Raw genomic sequence first — 19,181 nt, forward strand, 5'->3', positions numbered from 1 at the left:
CATCGACAGCGCTCGCGCCCAGGCTGATGCAAATGATCGGCAATGGGCCAGGAGTGTGCGTCGGGATGCGTATGTGGCTCTGCTGATGGCCTCTCACACCTTGACCGAGCTAGCCCAGACCTACGCCTCCGCCCCAGCATCCGAGGATCGTTTCAGAAGGCTCGCCGATTTCGTGAAGCAGTGCACTTCCGCACGGACAACCCTGCGGGGCGCCTACCTCATCGCCGCCCTCGAAGCTCCGGATGATGGCCGACTCGAGCAAGAAGCACTCGCCGTCATGAACGCGACCATCGAGTACTCCAAGCTGGGTGTGCGCCGTGCGGCTTTGGACCAGGCCGAAGCTGCCCTGCGATTTCTCGCACACGCCCCAGCAGACGCCGAGGAGCCGAGCAGGGATCTCGCTCGCGACGCCGAGCTTGAACTCTCAAAGCTGCAGACCACGGTAGCGGACAACTACCCGGACGGTGTCGCAGCTCTTCCACTACGGGACGCCCCACTGGAAGTTGAGGAAGCGATGGCCACGGCGCGTCTCGCACTGCACCGCTTGCAGGACCACGTCCAGTCGATAGAGCAAGACGCTCTCATAGAGATCGCTGTGGTCGGGCACGTCATAGATCGTCCAACCTGGCGGGACGCCGTCGACGAGATCGACGAAGCGCGCAACGCCTACCTCCGCGCCGTGAAGAGCGTTCTCTCACGGCGCTAAGCGGCGCGGCAGAAGACGGCCGGATCAGCCGCGACACCGCCGAGCAGCGCTCCGCGGCGGGATTCTTCGGCACGGTGGGCATCTGGCCCGCGGGAGAAACCGAGCTGTACGACGCGGAACTCATGGCACTCCCCCAGGCCATGAACGACGCGCCACGGCCCGGGGCTCGGATGCCCCTTCACTGCAGGGCTCCTGCGCGGCGGCCCTCGGTGAGCAGCGCTTTAACCAGCTGTGATTTCACGCCCGGCGCCAGGAACGTGAGGGGTTTGACGGTCTGGCTCCGGTGGATCTCCATGCGGTGCGCTCCCATGTAGAGGTCCACGACCGTTGTCTGCTGGATACCGGTCACCTTGCTCCAGGCCACGGAATCGGTCACCCGGCCGAACCGGTTGGTCACGGCCACCCCGTCGGCCAGGAGGTAGCACCGGTTCAGGCCGAGCCGGGCGGTCAGCAGACGCCATCCGAACGTCACGGTGTAGACCGCGATCACCACCGCTGTCGTCCAGGCGAGGTTCCCGTCGACCTGGTCGGGAGTGAACACGGTGAAACCGGCCATGACGACCCAGGCGATCAGCATGAATCCCCGGAGTATGTGCAGCAGGGTGCCCGCGAACGGGGTCATGACGTGGTGGTCCCCTCGGATCGGACCGAGGCCCAGCCTGGACACGCGAGTGCGCACGATTCCCCCTCAGCCAGATCCGGTCCGCGTCCCGACGTGCGGTCGGCAAGGCAGGGCATACCCCTGCGCGCGAGGTACCGAACAGGCCCCACCTGAATCGTGTCGACTGGTCCCAGCGCAGGGGCCCTGAGACGGGACATCGCCTCCCCTTCCGGTGCAACTGGAACCCCAACGGGCCTACTAGGCAACAGAGTCAACGCACATCGGGAGCAACCGCTGGACTTCCTAAAATTCGAACTCTCGCCCCCCACCGGCTGGACATCGGTCCGTTCGGGGGGCGCCCGGTGGGTTCTGAATGAGCGCTTCACCGCCATCCCGTGCCCCACCACACCGCACGCGCGCTTCCTCACCTACCGGATAGTCGCGATCCTCACCAACGGGCTAGAGATCACAAGCGGCCTCATGAGCTATATGGCCACACGGAAACTCAATGAGCGGCTGAGCCTTCGCGCCCTCGGGAGTCAGGCGCCGCACCTCTCTGGGACCCATCCAACGCTGGACGACGCCCTTCAGGAGCAGGCGGCCCAACAGCTGCGGCCGGGTGCGTGAGCGGGGCGCACACGTGGGGTAATCTCGTCCTGAAGGCTTGGCCGGCTCACTTCGTGTGGAGTCGGCGGCAAGTACTGCTGCCGCCGGCGGTGTCAGCGGCGGATCCGGGCGGCCGCCGTCCACCGGCACAGCTTGTCGGGATTGCGGACGGACCAGATACGCCCGATCCGGCCGCCTGCGACCTCGAATGCGGACATCGACACGGTTGCGCCGCCCTGCGGGGCGATCAGGCCCGTATGACCGTTGACCGTGCACTCTCCACCAGCGTCAAGGCGCGGAGCCGGTCCTGAAGGCGCAGCAGGAACCGGACGATGCCCTCAGCGCCCTCGACCGGCCGCAGGGGCGCCTCCCCTTCCCCGCCGCCGTCGGCGACGGCTTCTGCTCAGGCATCACCGGCACATCCACCTCAGTGGCCGGCTCCGCGGCCGACAGCTCGGCCAACACCTTCGTGACCGTCTCCCGCGAGATCTCCCACCGCGACAGATCTTCCTGAGCCGCCTGCAGCCTCAGCGCCAACTCTGCTGTCTCGGCCCGCAGTTCCTCGAGGAGGCGCCGGGCCGCAGCCTCCCGCGCCTCGAAGTCCTCCGGAAAAGACACCATGGCGCCCCACCTCCACCCCAACACGGTAGAAGCAAGCCACTGCCCCGACACCACCGATCAGCGTCTTCCCAGGTCACTCATCCCCAGAGAGGATCCACACCCGACGGGGAACGGGCGCCCGCAATCCGGAGGTCGGCGCGGACGGCCTCCATCTGTCGCCAGTACCTGGTCTCCGGCCTGGACGCTACGATCGACTCGCGCAGACCCCCGAGTAGCCCAGTTGTCCTAGAGACGTGGATCCGGGCCGGTCCTCCGCTGCGCAGGTGCGGCATTGGCGATGACCGTGTTCAGCAGGGAACGGGAGCGCTGCAGATCGTTGATCATGCGATCGATGCGGTCCCGTTCCACCGTCAGTTCGCTGATCAGGAAGTCGTCGGCCGTCTCGGCCGGGCCGCCATCACTGTCGCGCATACAGGGCAGCAGCTTAGCGATCTTCGAGCTGCACAGGCCCGCGGAATACAGTTCCTGGATCCGCTGCACCCGGTCGATTGCGGTGTCGGCGTACTCCCGGTGCCCGCCCGGGGTGCGTCGGGCCGACAGCAGCCCCTCCTGCTCGTAGTAGCGCAGCGAGCGCTCGCTGACACCCGTACGCCGAGCCAGCTCACCGATTCGCATGACGCAGGTCACATCCCCACAGCTTGATTCTCACATTGATGTCAAGTTCTACGGTAACCACATGACGCACGAAACGACGATCTCCCCCCTCCTGACCTCCGCCCGACTCGGTCGCCACGAGCTGGCGAACCGCCTGGTCATCGCCCCCATGACCCGCAACCGCGCGGAGAGCGACGGCACCCCCACCCCACTCATGGCCGAGTACTACGCCCAGCGCGCCACCGCCGGAGCGATCATCGCCGAAGCCTCCACCCCGAACGCGGTCGGCCAGACCTACCCCAACATCACCGCCCTGCACACCGATGCCCACACCGCCGGCTGGCGCCAGGTCACCAAGGCCGTCCAGGCCGCGGGCGGCGGCCCGGTGTTCCTCCAGATTCAGCACGGCGGTCGGGTCGGCCACCCCGACAACAGTGGCCTCACCCCCATCGCCCCCTCACCGATCCCGCTGACCGAGCCGATCTACACCCCGGCCGGCTTCCAGGAAGCCGTCACACCGCGCGAGATGACGGCCGACGACATCCGGCAGACCATCGCCGACTTCGCCGCTGCCGCCCGCCGCGCCGTCGACGCGGGCTTCGACGGGGTGGAGGTCCACAGCGCCAATGGCTACCTGCTCCACCAGTTCCTCGCGCCCAACACCAACCACCGCACCGACGCCTACGGCGGCAGCATGGAGAACCGCATCCGTTTCACCACCGAGGTGATCGACGCCGTCGTCGCGGCCATCGGCGCGGAGCGCACCGGCCTGCGCATCTCGCCCGGCAACACCGTCAACGGCATCAAAGACACGGACGCCGACGATCTCTACCCGGCCCTGCTCGAAGCCAACGCGGGCAAGGGCCTGACCTATCTGCACGTCGCCTTCGCAGACCCCGCCAAGCCCCTCTTCGCCCGGCTGCGCGAGCTCTGGACGGGCACGCTGATCGCCAACCCGATCCTGCCCGCCGACCAGATCCCCGCCGACGGCGGCCGGGAAGCCGCCGAACGCCTCCTGAACGCCGGAGCCGACCTCATCGCCCTGGGCCGCCCGTTCCTGGCCAACCCCGACCTCGTCGACCGCATCCGCACCGGCGCCCCCATCAACGCCGTCCGCGCCAAGTACGCGATGTACACCGGCGGCCCCACCGGCTACACCGACTACCCCGCCCTGCCCCCGCACAGCTGACGCGAGTCCCGGCCCACGACTCCCCAATGAATTGCGAAATGGTTCCCACTCGGGCCTCATGAGCCACCTGACCAGGTGCCGAGCCCTGCTTCGCGGAGCCAACGGTGGTCGGCGTTGGAGACGCGCGTGTTCAGCAGTGCGACTGACGTATCCACCGCCCTGGTCCGCTTCAGCAGTGGGGCCTTGGCCACCGTCGTCAACAGCGCGCTGAGTCCGGACCAGGTCAGCCGCATCCGCATCGACTGCGAACGCGCCACCATCGAGCTCCCCCATCTCTACGGCTACTCCACCAACAACTGGCGGATCACGCCCGTGCCTGGCGTCGATGACGCCGAGGCCGCGGCCTGGACGTCTTTCCCGCCCGACATTCCCAGCTCCCACCTGGTCCAACTCCGCGAACTGGTGCGGTCCATGCGCATGGACCTGCGTCCGCACCGCAGCGGGCGCCGCGCCGGAAGCACACCCTCGCGAGCCTCGCTTCCGGCACGGCACAACCCCCAGATGTCGCCACGAGGCGCTTCCTCCCCCTGCGATCAGGGGACGATCAGGCGCCCTCTTTCCGCTTGAGTGATCCGCCGTGTCGGCGCTGTGGCTACATACGAATGGACTGGCGATATCCGCGCCCTCGACCCGCCCTCTGCGACCGGCACCCGCCACAGAGGCGGCTCCGAACCGTCTGTGGCCTGTCGGCAGCGCAGAGATCGCCCGCCCGACAGTTCTACCGGCCCCGCACCGGCCTGCAGGGCCTGCTGAGGAACTCGGGACATCCGTTGACCTCATGGAAACAGCATCCTAATATCGTCCGTACACCAATGGTTGGCGTACTGACTATCTCTTGGTAGCCCCTCCCGCGCCTCCGTGTCCTCCATCCCGTTCACTCAAGGAGGCCGAATGCCCACATCTCCCGCGTCCCACATCGCCGTCGTCGGCGGCGGTATCGGTGGCCTTGCCGCCGCACTGGCCGCTGCCCGCGCCGGACATCAGGTGACGCTCGTGGAACGGGCCGCCCAGTTCGGCGAGATCGGCGCAGGTCTGCAGCTCGCACCCAACGCCTCGCTTGCGCTGGACGAGCTCGGCGTGCTGGACGCCGTCCGACAGCACGCCGTCGCTCCACCGCGCCTGGTCATGATGGATGCCCTGACCGGCGACCAGGTCACCTCGCTCGACCTGCGCAGCGACGCCTACATCCAGCGGTTCCGTCACCCGTACCTGGTGACGCACCGGACCGACCTGCACGCCGCCCTTCTGGCAGCGTGCGAGGACCATCCCGCCATCGCCCTGCATACCGGGCACACCGTCACCCGTGCCGAGCAGGACGCCTCGGGAGTCAGGCTGCACTTCGCCGAATCTCACGAGGTTCTGGCGGCCGACGCTGCGATCGCTGCCGACGGGCTGCACTCGCGCCTGCGGCAGGCCCTGGTCGGCGACGGGGATCCCGTCTGTTCCCGGTATGTCGCCTTCCGCGGCGCGCTGCCCACTGATCGCATGACCGGCCGGATGTCCCAGCACGCCGCTTCCGAAGCGGTCATGGTGTGGGCCGGGCCCCGCATGCATCTGGTGCAGTACCCGGTCCGCCGCGGCGAGCTCTACAACCAGGTCGCCGTGTTCGAAAGCGATCACTACACGCCGGACTCAGACGACTGGGGCACCGAGGCCGAGCTCGAGGAACGCTTCGCCGGCACCTGCCAGACGGTGCGCGACGCCCTGCCGCTTGTCTCCCGGGAGCGGCGCTGGCCGCTGTTCGACCGGCTGCCCAACAGTAACTGGGTCCACGGGCGGATCGTGCTGCTCGGGGACGCGGCACACCCAATGCTGCAGTACCTCGCTCAGGGCGCCTGCCAAGCCCTGGAGGACGCCGTCGCGCTCGGCCAGGCGCTCGCCCAGAACACCGGCCCCGACGCCGCGTTCGCCGCGTACGCCCAGGTCCGCGAGGAACGTGCCGCGCAGATCCAGACCAACGCCCGGCGCTTCGGCGAAATCTGCCACCTGGAGGGCATGGGAGCCACCCTGCGCAACCAGCTGCTGTCTGCCCGCTCGCCCGAGGACTTCGACGACATCGCGTGGGTGTGGACGCCGGCCACCGCCGCCGTTCCTGCCCTTTGACACCTGACAGGAGGACCACCATGACCGACGACCCCGCCTACAAGGCGCTGGAGAATCTGGGCGCTGCTCCGCTGTGGCGCTTCTACGGCAACCTGTTCCCCGCCGAGCCCAAAAGCCGGGCGGTTCCCTACCGGTGGAGCTGGCAGGACCTGCGCCCGCAGCTGCTGCACTTCTCCAAGACGCTGTCGCTGGACGAGGCCGAGCGCCGTGTTCTGATGCTCGTCAACCCCGGTCTCACCGACCCGCCGGCCACGGTCAACACGCTGTACGCGGGACTGCAGATCATCCTGCCCGGGGAGACCGCGCAGGCCCACCGCCACACGTCCAATGCCTTCCGCTTCATCCTCGAAGGCAGCGGTGCCTGGACCACGGTCAACGGAGAGCGCGTCTTCATGGCGCCCGGGGACCTGCTGCTGACCCCGGGCTGGCACTGGCACGACCACACTCATGAGGGCACCGACCCCATGATCTGGCTCGATGCTCTCGACTACCCCCTCGTGAACGCGCTCGAGGCCGGCTTCTACGAGAAGTACCCGCAGCGGCTGCAGCCGGTCACGAGACCCGACGACGCGGGCAGTCGCCAGTTCCTGCACGGGCGGCTCACCCCGGCGTGGCTGACGCAGGAAGGCCCTAACTCCCCCGTCACGCGCTACACGTGGACCGAGACCCAGCGTGCCCTGGACGCGATCGCGGACAGCGCCGAGGGCAGCGCGGTGGACGGCATCGTCCTCGAGTACACCAACCCCTGGACCGGTGGGCCGGTCATGCCGACGATCGGGTGCCGCGTGCAGCGGCTGCGGCCCGGCTTCGACGGGGTGGGAAATCAGCACACCGCGTCCCAGATCTTCAGCGTCGTCCGCGGCGAGGGGGCCACGATCGTCGACGGGGTGCGCCTGGACTGGTCCCAGCACGACACGTTCGCGATTCCCGGCTGGGCCTCCTACCGGCACGTGAACACCTCCGGCTCCCAGGATGCGGTGCTCTTCTCCTACAACGACGAGCCGGTCATGCGCTCGCTCGGTCTCTACCGCAGTCAGAGCGCCGATCCCGGCGCCTGATCCTCCTCGTTTCCCGACTGCTCTTTCCCAAGGAGACCCTGATGCGCCTTGCGCTCTTCAACAAGGGACGGCTCGGGCTCGTCGACGGCGATGCCCTCGTCGACGTCACCGGCCAACTCGTTCCGTCGGCGCCGTCGCCGTCCGGCGCGCTGCACCAGTACATCGAACGCGTCGACCGGGACGGTGCGCCGCAGATCGACCTCGCGGCCTGTGCGCGTGTACCCCTTGCCGAGGCGGTGATGGAGGCGCCTCTCCCCCGGCCTGGCAAGATCATCGGTGCGCCGGTCAACTATCTCGACCACAAGGCCGAGATGGAGTACACGACGTCGATCGCTGATCTCGGTGTGTTCCTCAAGGCCAACTCGTCGGTGATCGGCCCCGGCCAGGACATCCTGCTGCCCTACAGCGACAAGCGCACCGATCAGGAGGGCGAGCTGGGCGTCGTCATCGGGCGCGCCGCGGCCAAGGTGGCGGCCGAGGACGCACTGGACTACGTCTTCGGATACACCTGCGTGCTGGACATCACGGTCCGTTCCGGTGAGGACCGCTCCACGCGCAAGTCGTTCGACACGTTCACCCCGATCGGGCCCTGGGTGGTGAGTGCGGACGAGATCCCCGACCCGGACGCGCTCGAGCTGCGGTGCGACGTGGCGGGTGAGACGCGCCAGCACACCAACACGGCCGATCTCATCTTCGGGGTCCGCCAGTTGATCGCCTACACGTCGTCGGTGATGACGCTGCACCCGGGCGATGTGATCGCCACGGGGACCCCGGCGGGCGTGGGGCCGTTGAAGCACGGCGACCGGGTGGTGGTCGACATCGAACGCGTCGGCCGCCTGGAGGTCGGCGTCGACGGCTCCCGGGCGACGGCCTACGAGCAGCGTCCCGGACGCTAGTCGGATCGGGTGCCGGCGTGGTGACGCCCATAGACTCGCCAGCGGTCGTCCGCCATCGGGCGGCACCACATCGGCACAGGGAAGACGGAGATCGTGGCACGCGCACTGGATCTGCAGAACTACATCGGGCACCTGATCCGGCGAGCTGAGCAGGTGCACACGGCCCTGTGGTCCCAGCAGGTCTCGCGGGAGATCACCTCCCAGCAGTTCGCCGTGCTCAATGCGCTGTCGCACAAGCCTGGAATCGACCAGCGCACGCTGGCCCGCCTGACGTCGCTGGACCGGTCCACGGTCAACCAGATGATCCGTCGCCTGACCGGGCAGGGGCATGTGAGCCAGGTCCGTGATGCCGAGGACCGCCGGCGCACCCTGCTGGAGCTCACGGATCAGGGCAGCGAACTGCTCGCCGCTCTGATCCCACCGGCCGAAGCGATCAACCAGCAGTTGCTGGGGCTGCTGCCCGAGGCGCAGCGGGGGCTGGCCATCGACAGTCTGCGCCGCATCGCCTTCATGGACGAGGCGTTGGAGAGCAGCGACTGAGACGCCCACACCGGGCCGCGGCCGGGGTCTGGTTCCACCACACCCGTCAAGGCAAGCCCGGTGTCCGGACGAGGAGTCGCATGGTGCCCAATACACACATCTCTTTGGCTACGCAGACCGCCCCGGGGCCCGCGCCCACAGCAAGGCCGGCGACGGCAGCGGGTACCGGTCCGGTTCTCGCCCGCGCGCTGCAGATCCTGGGCGCCTTTTCTGCCGACCACTCCCATCTCTCCCTCAGCGATCTCGCGCGCCGGGCAGGGCTGCCGGTGTCGACTGTGCACCGCATGCTCACTGAACTGCTGGCCTGGGGTGCCCTGGAGAAGGATGAGCGCGGCCGCTACCGCATCGGGCTGCGTCTGTGGGAATTGGGGGCCTTGGCGCCCCGGGGGCAGGGCTTGCGCGAGTGCGCCCTGCCCTACCTGGAGGACCTGTGTCAGGTCACCCGGGAAAACGTGCAGCTCGCCGTGCGCGACGGTACGGACGTCGTGTTCGTGGAACGGCTGGGCGGCAGCAGCGCAGTGCCCACGCTGACCCGGGTCGGCGGCCGTCTGGGCAGCATCGCGACCAGCGCCGGGCTGGTCCTCCTGGCTTACGCTCCGGCTCAGGTCCAGGATGCTGCGCTGGGGGAACCCGTGAAGGCGCACACCGCTTTCACGCTGTGCGGCGCAGTGCAGTTGCGGCGAGTTCTGGCGCAGGTACGCGCCTGCGGGTACGCCGTCAGCGACCGGCAGTTGTCCTTGGACACTCTGTCGGTGGCCGCGCCGGTACTGTCGCCGGACGGCGAGGTGGTGGCGGCTGTTTCGCTGGTGGTCCGGCACGGTTCCATGCCCACGGGCGCGCTGGCGGACCTGGTGCGCACCAGTGGTCGTGCCATCACGCGGGCGCTTCAGGCGGCCGTCTGCTGAGCGGTGTGCGCTCGTCACGATTCGTTTCCCGGCATCCGGAAAACGCTCTGTCCGCCCGGCTGGGCTGGCCAGACCATGGCTGCGCCGGTCGCTGAGCCGCCCTTGGGGCTGTCTTTCTGCGCGGCCGGCTACACCGCAGTCGACAACGGAGTGCTGCCATGTATCTGTCTTTCATGTGCCGGACCGCTGAGTGGATCATCCGGTGAGCGCCGATCTGCGTGCGGTCCTGGACGAGGGCCCCATGACCCGTTTTCAGTGGCGGGCCATCACGGTGTGCGTCCTGCTCAACACCCTCGACGGGTTCGATGTGCTGGTGATGTCCTTCACCGGCAAGTCGGTGTCGGGGCAGTGGTCGCTGGGCTCGGGCACATTGGGGCTGCTCCTGAGCAGTGGCCTGGCCGGCATGGCGCTGGGCGCGCTGCTGATTGCCCCGCGCGCGGACCGGATCGGCCGGCGTCCGGTCATCCTGGGCGGGCTGGCCACCGCCGCGCTGGGCATGATCGTGTCGTCCCTGAGCCAGAACTGGCAGCAGCTGGCGCTCCTGCGGGTCCTCACCGGGCTGGGCATCGGCGCGGTGCTTGCGTGCAGCAATGTCATCGCCGGCGAGTTCGCCTCCCGCCGCTGGCGTGGCCTGGCCGTCAGTCTCAACTCGACGGGCTACGCGATCGGCGCGACCGTCGGCGGCCTGTCCTCGGTGGCCCTCATCGACCACCACGGGTGGCGCTCGGTGTTCCTGACCGGCGGACTCGCCACGCTGTCGGTGGTCCCGCTCGCCTACTTCTTCCTGCCCGAGTCGCTGGACTTCCTGTTCACCCGCCGACCGTCCCGCGCGCTGGAGCGCATCAACACCCTGGCCCGGCAGATGCGCCACCCCGAGCTCACCGAACTCCCCGCGGTGGGGGTTGAGAAAGACCAGCTGCGTTCGGCCGGGTTCAGGGCGCTGTTCGCAGGTCCGCTGCGTCGTCCCACGCTGGTGTTGTGGGGCGCGTTCTTCCTGGTGATGGCCGCCTTCTACTTCGTGACGAGCTGGACGCCGACCCTGCTGGTCGAGGCAGGGATGTCGTCGTCCCAGGGCCTGACCGGGGGAACGCTGCTGAACGTGGGCGGCATCTTCGGCACGGCACTGCTGGGGACGCTGGCGGCACGGTTCGCGCTGGTGAGCGTGTTGCGCAGCTACCTGTTCGTGGCCGGTGCCCTGGTGGTCGCCTTCGCTGCGTCGACCGACACCCTGGCTCTGGCCTTCTGCCTCGGAGCAGTGATCGGAGTGGCGGTCAACGGGTGCATCGCCGGCCTGTACGCACTGACGCCTGAGGTGTACTCGACGCGGCTTCGGGCGACGGGCGTGGGTGCCGCCATCAGCGTGGGCCGGGTGGGCGCCATCATCGCGCCGTCGGCGGCGGGCTGGCTGCTGGACGCCGGGGCGACTCCGCGGACCCTGTATGTGGCCACGGGCATCGTGTTCGCGGCTGCGGGTGTGCTGCTGTTCGCCCTGCGGGGGCAGGCGGCTGATGGGCAGCAGGTGGCCTCGGCCAGGGTGTCGGCGGCGGCCTAGCCCAGCATCGCAAACGGGCGGGCTCCCCCCGATCGAGGGGAGCCCGCCCGTTTGCTGTAGAGGTCAGTCCAGCGGGCCGTCGCGGAAGGAGCGGTCCATGGCCTTGAGTGCGCCGTCCACGGTGGTCTTGCCGGCGAACAGGGCGCGGATCTGCTGGAAGTGCGTCTGCTGGACCTCGGAGTTGGGCCACGTCTGGTCCATGAAGGGGACGGTGGTGCCGTTCTTCTGCCGCCGAGCCACCTCCGCCACCGCGGAATCGGTCTTGAACGTGGCGTTGGGGATCGCGGGCAGGGTGGTGCCCTTGCTGTTGTAGAGGTTCTGTCCCTTGGCCGACGCCAGGAAGTCGGCGAACGCCTTGGCCTGCTTCGGGTGAGGGGTGCGGGCGTTCACGCCGTACGCGGCGGAGACGGCGGCGGGCATGCGCGTCTGCTGGGGATCGTCCGAGGCCGGCAGGGCGTGCAGGGTCAGATCGATCCTGGGGGCGGCGGCCTTGAGTTCGGCAAGAGCGCTGGCGACCTGGACGATGCCGACGGCCTGTCCGGAGGCGACTTGGTCGAGGCTGTCCTGGTAGGTGGTGGCCAGCGGGGCCGTACCGAAGCAGCCGCGGTCGTTCATCTGGAGGTACTTGCTCAGGGCGTCCTTCCAGCCGGACTGGGCGAAGCTGGTGCGGCGCTGGTCCATGTTGGTGGCGAAGTCGGGCTGCTGTGCGTAGACGGTTCCCGCTGCCAGGGCGTATGAGACGAGTTGTGTCACCCAGGGCGTCTTGTTGCCCAGGGCGAACAGCACCTTGCCGTGCTCCTTGGCCTTCTCGCACAGGGCGAGGACCTGCGTGTACGTGGTGGGCACGGTGCCGCCGATGTCTTTGAGGGTCTGTTCGGCGTAGATGGCGCCGATGGCGCTGTAGCTGGCCGGGACAATTTCGACGCTGCCGAGCCGCCCGACGACGGAGGCGACGTCGTCGGGAAGGTTCCAGGCAAAGCGGTGCAGGCCAAGGTTCATCAGGAGGTGCTGGTTGGACAGGACCACTGCCGAGGCAGCATTTCCGCTGCCGGGCCAGACGGTGAAGACGTCGGGTCCCTTGTTGGCTTTCAGATCGCGTGGCAGGTCGGTCTGCAGCGTGTTGGTGTCGGCGTAGGTGACCTTGACGTTGATGTCTGGGTGCTCCGCGTGGAAGGCCTTGATGACGGAGGTCATGGCGACCTTGTCGGTGACGTTGGCCAGGACGGTGAGCTGTGTGCCGCTGCCGGTTCCCAGGGCGCATCCGGCCATGGTGGACAGCAGTGTGAGCGCGGCTGCGCTCCGGGTCAGGGGTCTGGTGCGCAACACGGGGTTTGCTCCTGCGGTGGATGAACGGCCGCGGCCGCGGTGGTGCAGCGGTGGGTGGCGGTGGCCCCGGGGCAGCGGGCAGGGTGCGCGCAGCCCCGGGGCGGTGGGTCAGCTGACGGTGATCGCGCGCTGGGCGGTGATGTCGCGGGAGGAGTGGGCGGCGGCGAGGGTGTAGATCCCGGCGGTCAGGCTCCACTTGTTGGACTGCCAGACGGTCAGGTCGGCGGCAGGGATGGTGAATTCGATGCGGGTGGAGGCCTTGGCGGCCAGGGAGACCTTCTGGAAGGCGACCAGGCGTCGCGGCTCGGCGTTCGCGGAGCCGGGCAGGGTCGCGTAGACCTGCACCACGTCGGTGCCGGTGCGGGTTCCGGTGTTGGTGACGGTCACTGCGAGTGTGGCCTTCTGGGTGGCCTTGTCCCAGGTGGCTTCGAGGGAGCCGTGGGCGAAGCTGGTGTAGGACAGGCCGTGGCCGAAGGGGAAGCGGGGGGTTTGGCTCTTGCTGTCGTAGAAGCGGTAGCCGACGGCGGTGCCTTCGTCGAAGGTGACGGTGGCGTTGGTGCCGGGGTAGGTGGCCTGGGTGGTGCCGGGCCCTTGGGTGGCGTCCTTGGGGAAGGTGATGGGCAGTCGGCCGCCGGGGTCGCTGTCTCCGAAGAGGATGGCGGCCAGCGCGGTGCCCATGCCGCGTCCGGCGTACCAGGCCTGGAGGACGGCGGCGACGTTGTCGGCCCACGGCATGGCGGCGGGGCCGTCGGTGTTGAGGACGACGATCGTGCGGGCGTTGACGGCGGCGACCTGGCTGATCAGCTGGTTCTGGTCGCCGGGCAGGTCGAGCTGGGTGTGGTCCATGTCTTCGCCGGCGACGCGGTTGACGAGGATGACGGCGGCGTCCGCGCTGCGGGCTGCGTCCACGGCGGCCGGAATCAGGGACTGGGGCTGCCAGCCGAGGGTGAGGCCGCAGGTGCCGGTGTCGGCGGTGGCGTTGGTGTAGGTGATCTCGACGGTGACGGCGCGGCCGGCGGTCAGGTCCGCGGTGCCGTGCAGGGGGTAGTCGAAGGGGCCGAGGAAGAAGCGGCGGCTGTGCCGGGTCCCGGAGATCACGGTCTTGGCGTCGATCTTGAGCTGTGTGGTTCCGGCGGGCAGCAGTGAGAAGCGGTGCAGGCCGGTGGTGGTCGGGGTGAGGGTGCCGGTCCACTTCGCCGACCAGACGGCGGGGAGGCCATCGAGGGGTGCCGTGGTGAAGTCGACGGTCTGCACGGTCTTGGTGGTGATCGGTGTGCCGCTGGTGTTGCTGCCGGAGTAGTAGGTGACGTCGAGGCCGCTGTTTCCGGCGGCGGTGCGCAGGGCGCCGGCGGGCACGGTGGTGAGCGGGATGTCGCCCTTCGTTCCTTGCGTGGGGGTGATGGTGGTGGTGCCGGCGCGGTCTTGGATGGCCTGCAGGGGCGTCTTCCAGGAGCCGGGGTCCACGTAGCTGGAGCCGGCGATGCCGGTGTAGGTGTCGGTGCCGGTGGGGCCGATGACCGCGATCTTCTTGAGAGAGGCGGGCAGCGGGAGGGCCTTGTTCTTGTTGGCGAGGAGGACGGTGGCGCTGATGGCGCTCTTGTGCGCGAGGTCCTGGTGGGCCTGGGTGCTGACGTTGGAGGCCGGGGTCGGCAGGGGGTTGTCGAACAGGCCGCACGCGTACATCGAGATGAGGATGCGGCGGGCGGCGTCGTTGAGTCGGTCGCTGGTCACCGATCCGTCGGTGAGCTGTCCGGCAGTGAGCTTCACACCGGCAGCGCCGAGTCCGGCCAGGTCCATCCCTGCCTTGGCGGCGGCGACTTGGTCGTCACCGGCCCAGAAGTCGGGCACCGTGTAGCCCGTGAGGCCCAGGTCGGTCTTGAGGAGGGTGAACAGGGCCGGGCTCTGGGTGGCGAAGGTCCCGTTGATCTTGGGGTAGGCCATCATCACCGAGGTGGTGGGAGTGGCCTGCAGAATGCGTCGGAAGGGGCCGATGTAGATCTCGCGCAGGGCACGGTCGGTGACCTTGGTGTCGGTGAAGAACCGGTTGGTCTCCTGGGTGTAGGCGGCGAAGTGCTTGACGGTCGCGACGACGTGCTGGCTCTGCATGCCGAGGGTGACGGCCGTGCCGAGTTGTCCGGCCAACAGTGGGTCTTCGCCCATGCCTTCGGCCTGGCGGCCGAAGTGCCAGGTACGGCTGACGTCGACGGTGGGGCCGAGCAGGTTGTTGTATCCCTTGGCGCGGCCTTCGGCGCCGATGGCGGTGCCGATGTCCTTGGCGAGCGTGGTGTCGAAGGTGGCGGCCTGGGCGAGGGGAACGGGGAAGGCGGTGACGCCCGATTCGCCGCGAAGTCCCGCGGAGGCGTCCACCATCGTCAGGGCCGGGATCCCCAGGGTGGTCAGCGAGGCGAAGTCGCAGCGGATCAGGGATTCCTTCTGCGCGGCGGTCATCTTGGCCAGGAGTGCGTCGGCCCTGTTCTGGGGGGTGTCAGCAGCGGCGCCTGCCGGGCCGGTCAGGACGGGCGCCATGCCGACCGCGACCGCGGTGAGTGTGGCTGCGGACAGGAAAGTGCGTCGATTCACTGGCGGCTCTCCGAACTGAGTGGCAGCCATCAGCCGTAGGCGTCCGCGGGCACCCGTCAGGTCGGGGCGTCGTTGAGTCCGCCGGGCATGGCCGGGGTGGGTCGCTGCTGCTCCAGCAGCGCTCAGAGGATGCCGAGCCGTATTTCTACCTGCCGTGCACACGGAGAGATGTCGCGCCCCACGACATTTCCGCGCCGACAGGAGTCCTTGAGGAAACGACTCAGTCAACGCAGTGGAAATTATTGAAGGTTGATCCATGGGTCAACCCGCTGGCATGGAGTGCTTCGCTCCACAGCTCTGACCAGCAGTTGTGCCGTTCAGCAACGTTGAAGCATTTCAATTCCCGGACTTCCGGGGGCCTTATCGACCGCGGAGATAGAGGACATTCGCGGGATGGATGACGTGCAGATCCGCGGTGCGGTCGCACCGCACCTGGTGGCGAACTTTCGGCGGGAGATCAGACGAGCGCCCAGACGCTGAGCGCAAGCCCTCCGGCCGAGATACCTGCGTGGACGGTGACCCAGAGGGTCCAGATGGAACCGCCCAGCGTTCGGCATATTCCGTGCATGCCAGAGCGTCGAAGGCGCCCACAGAGAACATGGGCAGTGTTACCCCCACGGAGGATGTCCGCAGGTGGCCGTGCTGCGACAGGAACCCCAGACCGGCAGCTGTCACGAGGATGACAACGCTGGTGAGGGCCGCACGCTGGTTCTCCATCTGGCGGGCTTCGTCGCTCTGCCCCTTCCATAGCTCGATCAGCACACTGGTGTCGTCCGTCATGCAGTGTCCGCTCTCGGCCATCAGCGCAATGGTGGGCTTCGGCCGATGAGCCTTCCGAGAAGTCGGCGCCGGGAGAGAGGGATCGTTGCCGTCCCTCGCAACGGCGCACTAGCCACCTGCGGAATGGTCGAGTTCTGCTGCGACGCGCTGGGCGGCCCGGCGCAGCCAGATGTGGGTGGAGTCGTGTGTGTGCAGGGGGTGCCACCACAGCGCTTCTTGCAGGGGCACGGCTTCGTAGGGCGGCGGCACGAGGCGTACGGCCGCGAGGTCGTGCATCAGGTGGGCCAGGCGCCGTTGGATCAGGGCGATCCGGTGGGTGCCGGCGACGAGGAAGGGCAGCATGGTGAAGCTGTCGACGGAGACTTCGACGCGGGGTTCGATGCCGAGCATGGCCAGTTGTCTTACGGCGGGCGCGTCGTAGGTGCGCTGGTAGGTGACCCAGGGCAGGTGGGCGAGCTGGTCGCGGGTGAGTTGCTCGCCGACGTCGGTGTTCGTCCGGGAGACCAGGAAGACCCACTCGTCATGGAAGAGATCGGTGCGGGGCATGTCGCCGACTACGCCGTGCGGCATCAGCAGGCCGTCGGTCGTGCTGAGCAGAACGCCGAGGTCTTCGACGACTGTGGTGGGTGTCTGGGTGAAGCGGAGTCTGACGTGAGGGGCCTCGGCGTGCACGAGGCGTGCCAGGGGCGTGCCGAAGACGGCTACGGCGTAGTCGGAGGCGATCAGGCTGAAGGTGCGGCTCTCGGTGGCGGGGTCGAAGTCGGCCTGGCTGCTGAACAGGCGTTCCAAGAGGTCGCAGGCGGTTGAAGTGCGCTCCAGCAGGACCTGGCCGAGCGCGGTCAGTTCGTAGTGCGCTCCGTTGCGGGCCAGCAGGTCGTCGTCGAAGTGGCGGCGCAGGCGTGCCAGTGCGGCGCTCATGGCGGGCTGGGACAGGCCGACACGCTTTCCGGCGCGGGTGACATTGCGTTCTTCGAGCAGGGCGCGCAGGGCGACGACGAGGTTGAGGTCGAGGCTGGAGAGGTTCACGGGGCCTTCCTTCGGGCTCATCGCCCAAGGTATTCGTCTGGTGGATAAAGAATATCCACAGAATCGATTTCCCTGATCAGTGGTGTGGGGGCCAGATTAGTCACACCGCAATCAGGAGGACATGTTCGTGAAACCTGAAGCCGCTCCCGCGCTCTTCGCCGGTCCCTACGCTCTGGGAACTCTTTCCGCCACCGGCCAGGATGCATTTCCCGCTCTGGTCCGCCGCGACGGCTCAGTGGTGAATCTGCGCCGCGCTCTCAGCTCGCCCGAGCTCACGATGCTCGGTGTCCTGGAGGACTGGGATCATGTGTCCGGCGGCTTCGCCGAACTGGCGGGTCGTCCCGCCGGCGACGACCCGCTCGTGAACGAGTTCCGGGTGCACGCGCCTGTCATGCCGCGCCAGGTCCTGCAGTCCGGAGCCAACTACCGCCAGCACGTCATCGATCTGCATGTCGCCCACCGCGACGGTTCCGACGGTCTGAGCGAGGAAGAGGCACGGGCCGAGGCCGCCGAGATCATGGACCGGCGCGCCGCCGAGGACCTGCCGTACGTGTTCATCGGGCTGCCGAGCACGATCACCGGCCCGTTCGACGACGTCGTGCTGCCCTCCTGGGCGAAGAAGCCGGACTGGGAGCTGGAACTGGCCGCCGTCATCGGCCGGCCCGCCTACCAGGTCTCCGCCGAGCAGGCGCTTGAGCACGTGGCCGGCTACACGATCGCCAACGACCTCACCGACCGGGCCACCGTCTTCCGCCGGGACATGCCTCAGATCGGCACGGACTGGTTGCGCAGCAAGAACGCCCCCGGCTTCACGCCGCTCGGCCCGTGGATCGTGCCCGCCCAGTCCCTGCCCGCGCTGGACGATCTGCAGGTCACGCTGAAGCTGAACGGCGAGACCATGCAGGACGAGTCGACCAAGGACATGATCTTCCCTGTCGCTCGGCTGATCTCCTACATCTCCCAGACCGTGCAGTTGCTGCCCGGCGACCTGGTGCTGACCGGCAGTCCCGCGGGCAACGGCATGCACTGGGGCCGGCTGCTGCGCGACGGCGACGTGATGGACGCCTCCGTCACCGGGCTCGGTGCCCAGCGCACGCGATGTGTGGCGGAGGTGCCGGCATGAGCCTGGACCGCAACAATCCCGAGGGTGCGGTCGCCGAGGCCGCCAAGGCCTACTCGAACTGGGGCCGCTGGGGTGCCGACGACCGCCTGGGCACCTTGAACTTCCTCACCGAGGCCAAGCGGCTGCAGGGCGCGGCCCTGATCCGACGCGGCGTCAGCTTCTCGCTGGCCCAGCCGTTCGACATGAACGGCCCGCAACGCGGCTGGCGCAGGCGCACCAACCCCGTCCACACCATGCTGGACACCGGCGCGGATGCCGCGCTGGGCACCCAGGGACTGCCGCACGGCATCGGCGGCGCCGACGACGTGGTGGCGATGCCGCTGCAGTGCTCCACCCAGTGGGACGGCCTGGGGCACATCTTCGACCACGGCAAGGCCTGGAACGGCCGGGACGCCGCCACCACCGTCACCTCCGACGGGGACCTGGTCACCGGCATCGAGCACATGGCCTCCCAGATCGCCGGCCGAGCGGTCCTGCTGGACGTGGGCCGCGCGATCAGCGCCGGCGGCGAGCTCACCGACGGGTTCGCCATCACCACCGAGCACCTCGAGGAGACCGCCCGGACCCAGCAGGTGAGCGTCGAGCGCGGCGACATCGTGCTGGTGCGCACCGGGCAACTGGCCCGGGTCAAGCGCAGCGGCTGGGGCGAGTACGCGGGCGGCCCCGCTCCGGGGTTGTCGTTCACCACGGCCGGCTGGCTGCACAGCAGCGAGATCGCCGCGATCGCGACGGACACCTGGGGCTTCGAGGTCCGGCCCAACGAGTTCGATGCCGCGTTCCAGCCTCTGCACCAGGTCGTGATCCCCAACATGGGTCTGCTCGTCGGTGAGATGTGGGACCTGGAGGCCCTCGCCGAGGACTGCGCGTCCGACGGCGTCTACGAGTTCTTCCTGGCCGCTCCCCCGCTGCCCATCACCGCAGCGGTCGGCTCCCCCATCAACCCGCTCGCCGTCAAGTAATCACCGGGACAAAGGA

Annotated in this window: 16 protein-coding genes and 1 pseudogene; 11 read left to right on the forward strand and 6 right to left on the reverse strand. The window is 68.5% G+C overall.

What is annotated here, in order from left to right; genetic code table 11:
- Positions 1 to 73 precede the first annotated feature (73 nt).
- The gene (locus tag ABZ930_RS07485) at positions 74 to 706 is read left to right on the forward strand and encodes a hypothetical protein (protein ID WP_361542996.1); all 633 of its coding nucleotides are present in this window, start codon (positions 74 to 76) and stop codon (positions 704 to 706) included.
- A gap of 178 nt (positions 707 to 884) precedes the next feature.
- Here ABZ930_RS07485 and ABZ930_RS07490 read toward each other — a convergent pair whose 3' ends face one another.
- The 3 genes from ABZ930_RS07490 to ABZ930_RS07500 all read right to left on the reverse strand — a co-directional run bounded on the left by ABZ930_RS07490 (position 885) and on the right by ABZ930_RS07500 (position 3,149).
- The gene (locus ABZ930_RS07490; protein WP_361542999.1) at positions 885 to 1,328 is read right to left on the reverse strand and encodes a hypothetical protein; all 444 of its coding nucleotides are present in this window, start codon (positions 1,326 to 1,328) and stop codon (positions 885 to 887) included.
- Positions 1,329 to 2,201: 873 nt separating this feature from the next.
- Complete coding sequence (locus ABZ930_RS07495; RefSeq protein ID WP_361543002.1) at positions 2,202 to 2,534, reverse strand: hypothetical protein; 333 nt, start codon at positions 2,532 to 2,534, stop codon at positions 2,202 to 2,204.
- A gap of 225 nt (positions 2,535 to 2,759) precedes the next feature.
- Positions 2,760 to 3,149, reverse strand: a complete 390-nt coding sequence (locus tag ABZ930_RS07500) for a MerR family transcriptional regulator (RefSeq protein ID WP_361543004.1) — start codon at positions 3,147 to 3,149, stop codon at positions 2,760 to 2,762.
- Between the two features lie 61 nt (positions 3,150 to 3,210).
- Between ABZ930_RS07500 and ABZ930_RS07505 the strand changes: the two genes are divergently transcribed.
- The 8 genes and pseudogenes from ABZ930_RS07505 to ABZ930_RS07540 all read left to right on the forward strand — a co-directional run bounded on the left by ABZ930_RS07505 (position 3,211) and on the right by ABZ930_RS07540 (position 11,371).
- A complete protein-coding gene (locus ABZ930_RS07505; RefSeq protein WP_361543007.1) occupies positions 3,211 to 4,317 on the forward strand; it encodes an alkene reductase in 1,107 nt (368 codons plus the stop codon).
- 144 nt (positions 4,318 to 4,461) lie between these two features.
- A pseudogene (locus ABZ930_RS07510) lies at positions 4,462 to 4,734 on the forward strand (gfo/Idh/MocA family oxidoreductase); the annotation flags it as partial.
- Between the two features lie 474 nt (positions 4,735 to 5,208).
- Entirely contained in the window at positions 5,209 to 6,420 is a 1,212-nt protein-coding gene (locus ABZ930_RS07515; protein ID WP_361543010.1) for an FAD-dependent monooxygenase, read from the forward strand.
- Positions 6,421 to 6,440: 20 nt separating this feature from the next.
- A complete protein-coding gene (locus ABZ930_RS07520) occupies positions 6,441 to 7,478 on the forward strand; it encodes a cupin domain-containing protein (RefSeq protein ID WP_361543013.1) in 1,038 nt (345 codons plus the stop codon).
- A 41-nt stretch (positions 7,479 to 7,519) separates the two neighbouring features.
- On the forward strand, positions 7,520 to 8,374 hold the full coding sequence (locus tag ABZ930_RS07525) for a fumarylacetoacetate hydrolase family protein (RefSeq protein WP_361543016.1): 855 nt from the start codon (positions 7,520 to 7,522) through the stop codon (positions 8,372 to 8,374).
- Between the two features lie 93 nt (positions 8,375 to 8,467).
- Complete coding sequence (locus tag ABZ930_RS07530; protein WP_361543019.1) at positions 8,468 to 8,914, forward strand: MarR family transcriptional regulator; 447 nt, start codon at positions 8,468 to 8,470, stop codon at positions 8,912 to 8,914.
- Positions 8,915 to 9,102: 188 nt separating this feature from the next.
- On the forward strand, positions 9,103 to 9,819 hold the full coding sequence (locus ABZ930_RS07535; RefSeq protein ID WP_361543463.1) for an IclR family transcriptional regulator: 717 nt from the start codon (positions 9,103 to 9,105) through the stop codon (positions 9,817 to 9,819).
- Between the two features lie 202 nt (positions 9,820 to 10,021).
- On the forward strand, positions 10,022 to 11,371 hold the full coding sequence (locus tag ABZ930_RS07540; RefSeq protein WP_361543021.1) for an MFS transporter: 1,350 nt from the start codon (positions 10,022 to 10,024) through the stop codon (positions 11,369 to 11,371).
- A 63-nt stretch (positions 11,372 to 11,434) separates the two neighbouring features.
- On the opposite strand, the gene ABZ930_RS07545 is transcribed toward ABZ930_RS07540, so the two are convergent.
- The 3 genes from ABZ930_RS07545 to ABZ930_RS07555 all read right to left on the reverse strand — a co-directional run bounded on the left by ABZ930_RS07545 (position 11,435) and on the right by ABZ930_RS07555 (position 17,083).
- The gene (locus ABZ930_RS07545) at positions 11,435 to 12,694 is read right to left on the reverse strand and encodes an ABC transporter substrate-binding protein (RefSeq protein ID WP_361543024.1); all 1,260 of its coding nucleotides are present in this window, start codon (positions 12,692 to 12,694) and stop codon (positions 11,435 to 11,437) included.
- A gap of 111 nt (positions 12,695 to 12,805) precedes the next feature.
- Positions 12,806 to 15,277 (reverse strand): glycoside hydrolase family 3 C-terminal domain-containing protein, encoded by a 2,472-nt coding sequence (locus ABZ930_RS07550; protein WP_361543027.1) that lies wholly within the window; start codon positions 15,275 to 15,277, stop codon positions 12,806 to 12,808.
- A gap of 888 nt (positions 15,278 to 16,165) precedes the next feature.
- The gene (locus ABZ930_RS07555; protein ID WP_361543030.1) at positions 16,166 to 17,083 is read right to left on the reverse strand and encodes a LysR family transcriptional regulator; all 918 of its coding nucleotides are present in this window, start codon (positions 17,081 to 17,083) and stop codon (positions 16,166 to 16,168) included.
- A gap of 121 nt (positions 17,084 to 17,204) precedes the next feature.
- On the opposite strand from ABZ930_RS07555, the gene ABZ930_RS07560 reads away from it, so the two are divergent.
- Positions 17,205 to 18,206 (forward strand): fumarylacetoacetate hydrolase family protein, encoded by a 1,002-nt coding sequence (locus ABZ930_RS07560; protein WP_361543033.1) that lies wholly within the window; start codon positions 17,205 to 17,207, stop codon positions 18,204 to 18,206.
- Positions 18,203 to 19,165, forward strand: coding sequence for a cyclase family protein (locus ABZ930_RS07565; protein WP_361543036.1), 963 nt, complete (start codon positions 18,203 to 18,205; stop codon positions 19,163 to 19,165). Before ABZ930_RS07560 ends, ABZ930_RS07565 begins: the two co-directional genes overlap by 4 nt.
- Positions 19,166 to 19,181 lie beyond the last annotated feature (16 nt).

Source organism: Streptomyces sp. NPDC046716, from assembly GCF_040645755.1.
Taxonomy (GTDB): Bacteria; Actinomycetota; Actinomycetes; order Streptomycetales; family Streptomycetaceae; genus Streptomyces.